This is a genomic window from Peribacillus sp. TE19612, from assembly GCF_056279465.1.
Map to the genome: position 1 here is coordinate 125,176 of NZ_JBWCCL010000006.1, position 12,751 is coordinate 137,926.

A 12,751-nucleotide genomic window follows, 5' to 3' on the forward strand; every position below is an offset into this window, starting at 1 on the left:
CCCAAATTATTTTATTTTATTTAATCGTTCACTTTGGCTCATGATATCCGTAACACGCACTCCAAAGTTTTCATCAATCACCACTACCTCACCTTTTGCTATCAAACGGCTGTTTACCAGGATATCCACTGGCTCTCCTGCTAATTTATCCAATTCGATGATCGATCCGGAGGAAAGCTCCAAAATATCCTTTACGGAGCGTTTCGTTCTTCCAAGTTCCACAGTCACTTGCAAGGGGATATCCATCAGCATGCTGAGATTTTTCGTTTCAGGCTCCTGAAGCTGATAAGGCTGGAAACTAGTGAAACTGGCAGGCTGAACATTCACCGGCTGTCCTGTTGGTACGGATGAAACTCCAAAATGTTGTGGTACATTCGGTATTTGGTTCATGGGTTGGGTTTGATGACCGCCTTGTCCATAAGTTTCATTTACCGATCGATCAGTCCGGTTATCCTGGAATGGTGCCGGCTCCTGAGTCGGAATGTTCATTTCTGGATCACTCAGTGCTTTTTGCGTATTCATATCGGCAGGTTGGCTTTCGCCCGTCCCATTTAATAATTCAGAAACTAACCCTTTAGCAAACTCTAACGGCAACAATTGCATAATGCTGGAGTCAATTAAGTTACCGACACGGAGGCGGAACGAGATTTTTGCAAATAAATCTTCGTCAGGTATCGCATTTTCACCAACACCATTTAAAAAGTTAAGTAAATCTACGCTAGGTGGTGAAATATCCACTTTTTTACTGAAAATGGTCGACATGGATGTCGCAGCAGAACCCATCATTTGGTTCATGGCTTCCTGGACAGCACTCAATTGAATTTCCCCAAGAAGGTCAGAAGGATTCCCCCCATCTCCGCCAAGCATCAAATCTGCAATGATAGCTGCATCGCTCTGCTTGATTACCAGCATATTTATACCTGAAAAACCTTCTGTATATTGCACTTGAATCGCTACGTACGGATGCGGGAATTCTTCCGCGATCTGTCCCCTTTCAATTAAAGTAACCGTCGGGGTGGTGATATCCACTTTCTGATTCAACAACGTGGATAGAGCAGTGGCCGAACTTCCGAAGGAGATATTACCAATTTCACCGAGGGTGTCGAGTTCCATCATTGATAAATAATCATCAATCGAAAGAGGGAACACCTCATCCTCTATATCACTTGTACCTTTTAAAAGGGCATCTATCTCGTCTTGTGAAAGCATTCCATCACTTACCATCTTCGTCTCCCCCTTTCAAAATATCAAGAATCTGGATAGCATGTTTTTTTCCTACTTTTCCTGGCTGCCCGCTGTATTTCGGGATCCCTCCAATGGTAATCGTCAAAGGTTCATCGATTGCCTTATTTAAATCGATGACATCGCCAACATCAAGCAGCAAAAAATCCTCGATGGTAATGTCCGTGGAACCAAGTTCGGATATAATGGGAAGATCTGCGTTTCGGATACGCTTTTCCAAAATCATGATTTCCTCCGGGATTTTTTCCTTTTGGGAATTTTCCATCCAATAATGAGCGGACAACTTTGGTATGATCGGTTCCAATACGACGTGAGGAATGCAAACATTAATCATTCCGCTCGTTTCTCCGATTTGTGTATTCAAGGAAATGACCACAACTGTATCGTTGGGCGAAACCAGCTGCAGGAATTGTGGATTCACCTCGAACTCAGTCATCACCGGGTCTATGTCAACAATCGTTCCCCAAGCCTCCTGTAAATTCTCAAAAGCCTTCTCGAATAAATTCGACATGATTTTCGTTTCTATTTCCGTTAAACTATCCACCTTATTCACGCTTATGCCCCGCCCGCCCAAAACGCGATCCATCATGGAATATGCGATATTCGGGTTGACCTCAAGAATGATTCGGCCATCCAAGGGCGGCACCTCAAAAACATTAATGATAGTCATTTTCGGAATCGATCTGATAAATTCTTCGTATGGTATTTGATCTGCAGAAGCAACGGATATTTGGACATATGTTCTGAGCTGAGCAGAAAAGTATGTGGTCAGCAGCCTGGCAAAGTTCTCGTGTATCCTAGTCAAACTCCGGATTTGATCCTTTGAAAACCGAAGCGCCCTTTTAAAGTCGTATACTTTCACTCTTTTTTCTACTTCTTCTTTTTTTAAATCATCTGCATCCATTTCCCCTGTGGAAATGGCCGATAACAAAGCATCGATTTCATTTTGCGATAATATTTCCCCGGACATTAACACTCACCTCCAAAGCTTCCCCTTCTAATTTAATGAAGCAAGGATGTTCTTATTGCAGAATCGAGGAAGTTATATAAACCTTTTCAACTTTTCCTTCTTCCATTAATTCATTCATTCTAGTCTTTAAAGCTTCCTGAAGCTTTTCCTTGCCTTTTTTACCGGTTAACTCTTCCGCTTTCATTTCGGATAGTTCGGTAATGATGATATTTTTCACTTGAAAATTTCTTTTTTCCAACTCTTCTTTTGCTTTTTTATTTTCTGTTTGAACCATAAATGAGATTTTAATATAATCATTGCCGGCAAGATTCGTAGTAATTTCAGGAACCTCCACTGATGATTCCACAATTTCGTCAATGCTAGGTTTATCTTCGGCAGATGTGGGATCAGATAACTTTGTCACAACCACGACCGCTATGACACCAACAAGCGTTATAGCCACGAGTATAATCAACATAATAGTCAATAGGTTTTTTTTCATGAACTTTCCTCCACATCCTTACGAAAACCGAGAACATTAACGGTACGATAAAATTGTATGATAGCTGCAACCAGTTCCTCTTCCTTCTCTAGCACAACGATTTTCTTACCATTTGTAAAAGTAATGGTCGTATCTGGCAATGACTCGACTGTGTCTATGTACAATGCATTTATATGAAAGCATTTGCCATTGAGCCTTCTGACTTTGATAATGATATTTAGGAGCCAGAGCAAAAGACCTGGCTCCTCCCTCCCTTAACCTATCGTTTTAAGTTAACTAATTCCTGTAAAATTTCATCCGACGTCGTAATGATCCTGGAATTCGACTGGAAACCACGTTGAGCAACGATCATTTCAGTAAATTCTTCGGATAAATCCACATTGGACATTTCCAATGAACCTGATGCAATCACACCGCGCCCCTCACCTGCGATATTGATGTTTGCAGTACCTGAATTGATTGATTCCTGAAAAGTATTACCACCCGTTTTCGTCAAGCCTGATGCATTGGAAAACTTGGCAACGGCCAGTTGGCCTATGGTTGTGATAAGTCCATTGGAATAAACGCCATTTATTTCGCCTGACGAACCAATATTAAAACTTTCCAGTTTACCTTCTTTATTACCGTCCGGATTGACAAGAGCAGTGGTGGAACCTTTAACTTGAGTGAGGTTCGAGAAATCAAAATCCAAATTAACCTTTTGAACGCTTTCATCAACTGCTGCTGTATCCGAGTCATCCTCATTGCCGCTTGAAATGTTAATGGTTTGACCTGCCTGGGTTTTATCTGCTGCCACAATCTGACCATTAGCATCGAAATTCACTGAAGTGAACTGCTTTGGTTTAGTTGCTGAGGTATCCCCCAAAGCAGCAGGTTCTTCATCAAATAGCTCCCATTTATCATCACCGTTTTTTTGGAAAAAGATAGTTGCCGTTCGTTCTTTTCCCTTTTCATCCACAACTTTCATTTGCTGGCTAAATACGGTACCATCAATTGCGTCAGAAGCTAGATTTCCACTTACTGATATTTTAGTAGTGGTAATGGCAGGTAAAATCGCATTGACGTTAACAGCAACGTCGCCAATCGTTTTTGATCGTTTCCCGTTTTCATCAATCTTGTATGCCTGTACTTTCAAACCATTCGCGTTTACAAGCGTACCATTATCATCCAGATAAAAGTTACCTGCACGTGTATATGAAAGAGAATCACCTTGCTTGACGACAAAATAGCCATCACCGGATATCCCTAAATCAAGATCGCGGCCGGTGGTTTGCAGGCTTGACTGTGTATGGATCGTATCGATTGTAGCAATCGTGGAGCCCAATCCAATTTGTTTGGAATTGGTTCCGCCTTTATTGGCTGTTGCTGCACTTGCACCAGATACCGTTTGGTTCATCGCATCACTGAATGTCACACGGCTTTTTTTGAAACCATATGTATTGACATTGGCAACGTTATTCCCGATAACATCCAATTTTGTTTGTAAGTTTTTTAATCCGCTTATTCCCGAATACATTGAACGAAGCATGTAAAAGCTCCCCTTTCATATAACGACTGCTTCCGTCATTCCGCAGTCCAGGCTTCCTTTTCCAAGTCCAGCCTATTTATCTATAATTATGGTTCCATTGATTTTCGTGTTTGTGATGTTGCTTCATCTCTGTCCATGACCGTGATGACCTTGTTGTTTTCCGTGCTTACTATGAGTGCCGCATTAGCTGTAATGAAAAGAGCTTCGGTTACCCCCATCTTGTTGGCCTCATTGGCTTTATGGGCTATTTTGTCCCAAGTTTGCGGAAATGCTGTCGAAAGCCTTGTGGGATCATCTGCCTTTGCCTAAACTGTAATTTGGTTTGTGACATCAGCTCAGCGGAATCTGCTTGAAAACCAAGTTTATTCATATTCCTGCCCCTTAAGCTTCAGCGATTTTTATCAATTGCCCTGATGATAACTTGGTTTTGTTTTCATCATCCACTTCAATTTGCAGCTTGCCATTACTCATGGATACCGAGATTACGACAGCGGACGACTCTCCATTTTTTTCGTCCATCCAGGAAACGCGCTTGCCTATTAATTCACTTGCCGCCGTCAGGCTATTCGCCGTGGAACTTGTTTGTTTCATTGCTGAAATATTTGCGGGTTCAAGCTTTGTGCCATCTTCTAAAAGAAAATAAACACCATCCCCCTTATATTGGATGGATTTAACGATGCCTGTCCCTTCTTCTATCGCAAGGTCGTCATCTCCCTCATCCAATTTGTGCCAAGTTACTTCCTTTCCTACAAAAGAGTTATAGTCCATTAAACTATTTTGTTGATTGATCCCAATTATTTCTTCCAATTGGGCTCCCATATTCATCATCTGTTCCAGAGAAGAAAAAGTGGCCATTTGGGCGATGAATTCCGTATTATCCATCGGACTTGAAGGATCTTGGTTTTGAAGCTGGGTAAGCAACAATTTCAAGAAATCATCTTTTCCCAATGCATCCCCGGCTTTTCTGTTTTCAGTTTGAGATTTTGGTAATAATAGCGACGTATCGATGGTCCTCATTTTTTCACCTACACTTCCAGATTTAACAGAGCATCGGCAAGGGATCCCATAAACTCGCTTTCCGGCTCATCATTGTTTTCTTCCTTACTCTCCTGTTGTTCATTATGTTCTTCCGCATCTTTCTGGCTGAATTTCTCAGAGTTAAAAGCATTGAATGCCTGTGATATTTCAATTCTTTCAATTTGAATGTTTTGTCCGCTAAAGGCTTGTTTTAAACCATGAATCTGATTCTCCAGCATATCTTTGGCCTGGGCAGTAGTAGCCAGAATCTTGGCTGACAGCATACCATCCTTTTGAATCAACTCGATTCTTAGGGACCCTAAATGTTCAGGATTCAATCTGATCAACAGTTTATTTACACCGTTAGTTCCGCTAAAGTTAGCCTTACTTAAAATATTTTCAAATTGCTTAACAAACTCTTCTTGACTGACGGTTTGCTCACCTTTTGGAGCTGCCAAGACGAATTGTTCCAGCTTTGTCATGAGAAAAGGCATACCAGGCCCTTGATGTTTACCGCTATCCGTACTTTGCAAAGTCACACCGCTGCCCACTGTCCCGTCCTTATTTACCTTGTCACTCCCGGATAATTGCGAGAATGCGCTTTTCAATGTTTCTATGGCTTTAGTTTGCCCTTTCTCCAACGTGTTAAAAGATCGGTCAATTTCTGATTTAGACTGATTGGACAGCCATTTCTCCAGCTTTCCCGTTATCCCTTCAAGCAGGCGTTTCATTTGTTTCTGGATGGCCGCTTCATCTTGTGTCATATCCTTATTCTCCGAGAGAAGAGCTTGAATTTTCACCAGTTTCAAAAGATTCACCACACCAGATAAGGGGAGGTCTTGCCATTCTTCTTCGCTCAATACAGTAACTTTTTTCAGGATTGTATACAGTTCCATGACATTGGCAGATAACAAACTTTGTGGATTCAGGCTGAAGTCATCCACTTCTTGTTCTAAATCCAGTTCCTCGATGCTCGCTAAGAAATCAGCAAGGGCATCCTCATCATTTCCAGCTACATTTGTTAGGACCTGTAAAATATGGTTGTTGTCTTGTTGGTTTACTGTAGGGGCAACGGCTGCATTCTCTTCCCCTGTATCACTCAAACTTTCAAGTTTCAAAAAACCAAGCAAATCCTTTATTACAGACATTCGTCCTTCAGTGATGGCTGCCATATCCGATTGAATGGGGGGTTCTGCCCCCATGGATGATTGAAGGACGGAACCAAACCCTGAATTAGTTTGCTGATTTGCCTTAATTGGTACCTTTAGATTCAATGATGCCAAAGGAAGTAAAGAATTAATGGCTGAATTCATCTATTCACCTCCTCACTCTTTCCGCTTAAGAACCTTGTTCCGTTAGTTTCTTCGTTAATCTTGCAGCATCAGCTGTTGTCATTTGCTCCAAAACCTTAGCTAAAGTGGCTGCTTTCATACTTGAGAGAATTTCCACTGCATCTTCATCATTCATTTCTGTAATGATAGGTGCAGCTCTCTTGGGAGCCATCGTTTCATAAGTACGGATTATATCTTTGAACGCTTGTTTACTATTATTCTGACCATCCTTAAGTTGATTCATTTCTGTTTGAAGCTGCTGTTTTTCCGCTTCTGCCTTCTCAATGGCCTTGTCACGTGTATCAATGATGCCCTCAAGCTTTTCTATCTCTTTTTCCTTATTTTCAATCTCGGTTTCTAATTTTTCGAGCTTCATGGAAACTTTCTCATCATTCTTCGCTGATTTACCATTCTCTTCACCCTTTTGATCCGATTCAATGAAGGGTATTTTCGCCGACATTTCCTTTGCCTTTTCCACTACATTCACCCCTGCAACGGTAAAAACGATCAACGCTACAGTTACCGCAAAGATTAATGGAATGAAGATGACAAGAAACCATTGAAACTTGCTTATCTTGCTTTCTTCCAATTCATTAGATTCACTTTTTTTACGCATTCCATCACCTTACGCCTTTGCTTAAGTATTGCCGGATAGATATTTCATCCATTTCTTTGTTCTCAGCTTCCTTCATGACATCGAGAAATTCAAGAAAATCATTTTCTTTCATTTTTTCGTACTTTTTAACCTCGACATTTCTTTCCATTAATATATCCCGTTGAGTATTCATCTTGTATCGCGCTTCAATGACTTCCTGTTGACAGATGCTTAAGAGTTTTTCCAAATTGTCCATAAATAACTGATGATGACGAATATCCTGAACGGATAATCCATTTCGTAGCTTCTCCTGTTGAAACTCAAGCAACTCTTCTTTTTTCTTTAAAAGCTTATATAATTTTTCTGCCACTTCTTCAAATTTTTTTAAAGCGGCATTATATTTAGCTAGTGCATCGGTTTTTTCTTTTTCTTTGATGGACAGGATCTTCTCGAATTTATATTGATAAATCATCATTAATCACCTTTCTCCATCAATTCGACAAGGGCGTTGATACTATTAACTTTAGAAGCTTTTTCATGGGTTCCTTGCTTTAAAAATGAAATGATGTCCGGATAGCGTGTAATTGAATGATCAATTTGTTTGGAAGAACCCTTCTTATAAGCTCCTATATTTATCAAATCTTCCGACTCCATATAGGTTGATAAACTTGCCCGCAATTTTTCTGCAGCGTTTTTATGCTTTTCACCAACAATATTGTTCATGACACGACTAATGCTCTTTAATACATTAAGCGCTGGAAATTGTCCTTTATTGGCCAAGTTACGGTCCAGTATGAAGTGACCATCCAAAATTCCCCTGACAGCATCAGCAATCGGTTCATTCATATCATCACCGTCGACGAGAACTGTATAAAAAGCTGTAATGGTACCCAACTGATTTGTTCCCGTTCTTTCGAGTAACCTTGGAAGGATGGCAAAAACGGATGGCGTATACCCTTTGGTCGTCGGCGGTTCCCCGATGGCAAGCCCAATTTCCCTCTGGGCCATCGCAACCCTCGTGACCGAATCCATCATCAGCATCACATTCAATCCCTTATCACGAAAATATTCAGCGATGGCAGTTGCCGTCAAAGCACCCTTTATCCTCATCAACGCTGGCTGGTCAGATGTCGCAACTACAACGATTGATCGTGCCAGCCCTTCTGGTCCAAGATCTTTCTCAATGAATTCCCGAACTTCACGGCCCCGTTCTCCAATAAGACCGATTACATTTAAGTCCGCCGTCGTATTCCTTGCCACCATTCCAAGCAACGTGCTTTTCCCGACACCGCTCCCTGCAAAGATACCAACACGTTGTCCTTTTCCAACTGTTAATAAACTATCAATCACTCGAACTCCAACATCTATCGGCTCATTAATGGGAGGTCGTTTCATCGGATTCGGCGGATCTTGATCCACAGAAATTGTCGAGAGACCTTTTGGAAGCATAGAGTCATCTATAGGATGTCCCAATGGGTCGACTACTTTGCCAATCAGCCCACTTCCCACCTTTATCTCAAGGCTCCGTCCGCTCCCTTCCACGATACAACCCAGTGCAATATCACTAACTGCTGTAAACGGCATTAAAATAACCATTTCATCACGGAAGCCGACAACTTCAGCCAAGATTCTATTTTTCTTTTTTTGTATACCTGTATAGATATAACAAACATCGCCTACAGAGCTTTCAGGGCCTTGAGATTCTATCATTAGCCCCACGACACGTTTGACCCGTCCATAATGTTTGAAAGGATCAACTTCATCAACTAAGGCCAATAGGTCTCTAGTTTTCATCTCTACTCCCCTTCCAGCACTTCAGTTAGTTTCACTTTTATTTCCTGCAGCTGACTGTCGACACTGGCATCCATCCTTCCTTTTTCGGATTCAATGATACAGCTGCTTTCTTCAAGCTCATCATCCGGAAAGATATACAACTCGGTATCTTTCGGAAAGATTGCCATCAATTCATCTTTATGAGAAAGAATCGATTGATATTGGATCGGATGGATATGCAATTGCACTTCACGATAATCCCTCACCTCTTTGATGGCACTTTTGACTATGGATAAAAAAGACACTTCATCTTTTTCAAGCTGTTGCCCGATAATTTTCTCTGCCACTTTCAGGGCAAGATTCAAAATAACCGTCTCAGCTGATTCAATGTGGTGCCGATAATCTTTTTTAGAAGACTCTACCACTTCCTTAGCGAAGGCTATTTCCGCTGTAATCTCGTTATAACCCTTTTGAATACCATCTTCTACTCCCTGCCGATACCCTTCTTTTTGAGCTTGTTCGATAAACATTGCTTTCTCTTGATTCTCCCATTGTTCTCGGTCTTGCTGGATTTCGGCAGCAATCGCTTGGGCTTTTTGTTTAGCTTCGAGCAATAACGTTTCCGCTTCCTGTTTAGCATCATTGAGAAATTCATCAAATTGAAGATAATGAAGGTTTTTCCGCTCATCTGCATCATCATTTTGAAGAAAGTCGAAATGGCGAACTTTTATTGCAATCTTTTTGCTTTTCTCCTGGTTAGCCTGCTGGGATTTGATAATCCTAGACAATGATATCATCCCCTCCGCCGCGGGCTATCACAATATCACCAGTTTCCTCCAGTTTTCGAATGACGGCAACAATTCTTGATTGTGCTTCTTCCACATCACGCAAACGTACCGGTCCCATAAATTCCATTTCTTCCTGGAACGTTTCAACCATGCGTTTTGACATGTTTCGAAAGACGATTTCCTTCACTTCATCACTAGCCACTTTAAGAGAAAGTTTAAGGTCTTCGTTATCAGATTCCCTGACTACTCGCTGAATCGCCCTGCCATCAAGGGTCACGATATCTTCAAAAACAAACATTCGTTTCTTGATTTCCTCAGCAAGCTCCGGATCTTGGATTTCAAGTGCATCCAAAATCGTTCTTTCCGTTGAGCGGTCAACACCATTCAACACATCTACAACAGCTTCAACTCCACCAGTCTGTGTATAATCTTGGGTTACGGTCGCAGAAAGTTTCCTTTCGAGTATTTGCTCCACTTCATTGATGATTTCCGGAGAAGTGCTATCCATTAATGCAATCCTTCTTGCAATATCGGCCTGCACCTCTTGCGGAAGTTCAGACAATATTTGTCCAGCCTGTGTGGGATCAAGGTAAGACAGGATTAATGCAATGGTCTGCGGATGCTCGTTCTGGATGAAATTCAAGATTTGTCCAGGATCTGCCTTTCGTGCAAAGTCGAATGGACGAACCTGTAAGGATGATGTTAAACGGTTAATGATGGCAGTTGCCTGATCAGTGCCTAATGCTTTTTCTAGCACCTGCTTCGCATATCCTATCCCGCCCTGCGAGATGTAATCCTGTGCCAAAGCAATATTATGGAATTCTTCCAGAATTTCTTCTTTATCATGGGAGTCCACTTTCCTCACTCCAGAGATTTCAAGGGTCAATCTCTCAATTTCCTCTTCAGTAAGATGCTTATATACGGATGCAGAAACATCCGGGCCTAAGGAAATAAGGAGGATGGCAGCTTTCTGTTTGCCAGTCAATCCGGCCTTTTTTTTTCTTTCTGTCACTTTCCAAGCCTCCTAGTCTTCCGCTATCCAGCTTCTTAATAATTTTGCAAATTCATCCGGCTTTTCTTTTGCAAGTTTCTCCAATTGTTTTCTTTTTAAGGATGCTTCCGTTTCCTTCTCTTTGTTCAAATCCGGAACTTCGAATACGACCTCTTCCTCTTCAACCACGTACTCCTCTTCCATTTCAGCTTGTTTTCGGGACCGGAGGAATAAGATTAATAGAATGATAATGGCAAGTATTAGCACTCCGCCGACGATGTACGCCCAAATTGGTAACGATGGATTCGTTTCATCTTTTTGCACCTTCATTTTTCCGTTAAACGGCTGAACGGAAATCGCAATTTTATTATTAAGCTCCTCGTCCGTCAGTTCTTCCCCTTCAGCTTTTTTCTCGATTGTCGTGCGTATTATCGTACCTAGGATTTGTGTAATATCATCCACACTCTGTTGAGATAAAGAATCCGGATCGTCAGCTGAAGGCGGCTCGACCATGACTTGAATACCTAAATCTTTAACTTTATATGGGCTTTCGACTATTTCTTTCTTGATTCGGTTCACTTCACTATTTATCGTTTCATCCACTTTTTCATAATCACCGGAACCGTTTGTGCCTTCAGCATATTGGATTCCCAATGAATCTGAGGAATCCTCACTTTGCGGAACGCCTCCTGCCCCCGCTGCGTCCCCGCTATACGATTCATTGATTCTTTGCGCAGAAATCTCAATCCCAGCCATATTTTCTTCATCGACCGGTTCAACTAAATTCTCTTCCCGATTTTCTTGAGTGAAATCGATGTCTGTCGTGACTGAAACTACGACTTTGTCTCTTCCCATTATCGTTCCAAGCATATTTTGTACCTGTCTTTGAATATCGCGTTCTATTTCTTTTTTTATTTCGTTTTGGGTAGCAAATGCGGACGCAAAAGAAGAATTTTGTTTTTCAAGATCGAAGTACTCAAACTCTTGGTTCATAATGACGATATTATCTGTAGGGAGATTCGGAACACTTTTTGAGACAAGATGGTAAAGGGAATTGATTTGACTTTCCTCAAATTTATAACCGGGTTTCGTATTCAATACAATGGATGCTGACGCTTCCCCAGCTGAATCACTGACAAAAACTCCTTCATCAGGAAGAGTGATCATTACACTGGCATCTTCCACTCCATCAATCTTTTTTATTAAACTGGCCAATTCCGTTTGCATCGAGTCCAATTTAATGACATTGAATTCATTTTCAGTCATGCCGATACCGGCACTCTGACTAAAAAAGGAATAATCGATGCTGCCCGATTCCGGAATTCCTTCTGCTGCCAGTTCCACTTTAAGTGAATCCAGTCTTTCTTCAGGAACTTTTATGGTCGTTCCATTTTCAGAAACTTCATTCATAATCCCTTGACTGTCTAGATTCTCTTTAATGCTCCCCGTTTCCGATGGAGTTAAGTTGGAGTATAAGGGCACCAGCGTCGTACGCGTGGTTAAAATTGAAACCGTCGTAATGATGATGATAATTAATGCTGCTGAACCAACCATCATGATTTTTTGGTTTTTACTGCGGCTCGTCCAGTAAGCAGTTATTTTGTTTTTAAAATTCACTAGTACTTCATTCATTTAAATCCCCCGGTCAGTCTATGAATTTATGATTGGGGGATTTCTTTTCCCCCTGGTCATTTTTCTCTATATTATGAGGTTAAAAAATGAATGCTATATACTCATTCTCATCATTTCCTGGTAGGCTTCCACAACCTTATTCCGAACCTCTAATGTAGCCTGCATGGTGACACTGGCTTTTTGTGAAGCTATCATCACCGAATGAAGCTCAACATCCTCTCCATTAACCAATTTGGTTGTAAGGTCATCAGATGCCACTTGTGTTTCGTTGACTTTATTCATTGATTCTTTTAATACCGACGCAAAATCCCTCTGTGCTTCGTATGGTGTATTAGTATTACTATGATCTTTTTTTAGTAGATGATTTGCATTGGTCACTGCCGAAAGAGAAATCCCCTCCATG

General features: G+C 41.3%; 15 protein-coding genes. All 15 read right to left on the reverse strand.

Annotated features, from left to right (window positions below; translation table 11 throughout):
* Positions 1-6 precede the first annotated feature (6 nt).
* Positions 7-1,224, reverse strand: a complete 1,218-nt coding sequence (gene fliY, locus ACZ9AO_RS12525; RefSeq protein ID WP_318291408.1) for a flagellar motor switch phosphatase FliY — start codon at positions 1,222-1,224, stop codon at positions 7-9.
* On the reverse strand, positions 1,214-2,212 hold the full coding sequence (gene fliM, locus ACZ9AO_RS12530; RefSeq protein ID WP_063596268.1) for a flagellar motor switch protein FliM: 999 nt from the start codon (positions 2,210-2,212) through the stop codon (positions 1,214-1,216). Before fliM ends, fliY begins: the two co-directional genes overlap by 11 nt.
* Positions 2,213-2,264: 52 nt before the next feature.
* On the reverse strand, positions 2,265-2,693 hold the full coding sequence (fliL, locus tag ACZ9AO_RS12535; RefSeq protein ID WP_063596269.1) for a flagellar basal body-associated protein FliL: 429 nt from the start codon (positions 2,691-2,693) through the stop codon (positions 2,265-2,267).
* Positions 2,690-2,926 (reverse strand): flagellar FlbD family protein, encoded by a 237-nt coding sequence (locus ACZ9AO_RS12540; protein ID WP_207117682.1) that lies wholly within the window; start codon positions 2,924-2,926, stop codon positions 2,690-2,692. Before ACZ9AO_RS12540 ends, fliL begins: the two co-directional genes overlap by 4 nt.
* Before the next feature lie 26 nt (positions 2,927-2,952).
* Positions 2,953-4,221, reverse strand: a complete 1,269-nt coding sequence (locus tag ACZ9AO_RS12545; protein WP_476109178.1) for a flagellar hook protein FlgE — start codon at positions 4,219-4,221, stop codon at positions 2,953-2,955.
* A gap of 86 nt (positions 4,222-4,307) precedes the next feature.
* Complete coding sequence (locus tag ACZ9AO_RS12550) at positions 4,308-4,439, reverse strand: hypothetical protein (RefSeq protein WP_285856381.1); 132 nt, start codon at positions 4,437-4,439, stop codon at positions 4,308-4,310.
* A gap of 163 nt (positions 4,440-4,602) precedes the next feature.
* Positions 4,603-5,238 (reverse strand): flagellar hook assembly protein FlgD, encoded by a 636-nt coding sequence (gene flgD, locus ACZ9AO_RS12555; protein ID WP_476109179.1) that lies wholly within the window; start codon positions 5,236-5,238, stop codon positions 4,603-4,605.
* 8 nt (positions 5,239-5,246) lie between these two features.
* Entirely contained in the window at positions 5,247-6,551 is a 1,305-nt protein-coding gene (locus ACZ9AO_RS12560; protein ID WP_476109180.1) for a flagellar hook-length control protein FliK, read from the reverse strand.
* Between the two features lie 25 nt (positions 6,552-6,576).
* On the reverse strand, positions 6,577-7,185 hold the full coding sequence (locus ACZ9AO_RS12565; RefSeq protein WP_476109181.1) for a MotE family protein: 609 nt from the start codon (positions 7,183-7,185) through the stop codon (positions 6,577-6,579).
* 4 nt (positions 7,186-7,189) lie between these two features.
* A complete protein-coding gene (fliJ, locus tag ACZ9AO_RS12570; RefSeq protein WP_311292701.1) occupies positions 7,190-7,639 on the reverse strand; it encodes a flagellar export protein FliJ in 450 nt (149 codons plus the stop codon).
* Positions 7,639-8,958, reverse strand: a complete 1,320-nt coding sequence (fliI, locus tag ACZ9AO_RS12575; RefSeq protein WP_476109182.1) for a flagellar protein export ATPase FliI — start codon at positions 8,956-8,958, stop codon at positions 7,639-7,641. Before fliI ends, fliJ begins: the two co-directional genes overlap by 1 nt.
* A gap of 2 nt (positions 8,959-8,960) precedes the next feature.
* Entirely contained in the window at positions 8,961-9,725 is a 765-nt protein-coding gene (gene fliH, locus ACZ9AO_RS12580) for a flagellar assembly protein FliH (protein ID WP_476109183.1), read from the reverse strand.
* Positions 9,718-10,737 (reverse strand): flagellar motor switch protein FliG, encoded by a 1,020-nt coding sequence (gene fliG / locus ACZ9AO_RS12585; protein ID WP_063596276.1) that lies wholly within the window; start codon positions 10,735-10,737, stop codon positions 9,718-9,720. Before fliG ends, fliH begins: the two co-directional genes overlap by 8 nt.
* Before the next feature lie 12 nt (positions 10,738-10,749).
* Positions 10,750-12,348 (reverse strand): flagellar basal-body MS-ring/collar protein FliF, encoded by a 1,599-nt coding sequence (gene fliF / locus ACZ9AO_RS12590; protein WP_476109184.1) that lies wholly within the window; start codon positions 12,346-12,348, stop codon positions 10,750-10,752.
* Positions 12,349-12,441: 93 nt separating this feature from the next.
* Entirely contained in the window at positions 12,442-12,750 is a 309-nt protein-coding gene (gene fliE / locus ACZ9AO_RS12595) for a flagellar hook-basal body complex protein FliE (protein WP_251538955.1), read from the reverse strand.
* Position 12,751: the final 1 nt, after the last annotated feature.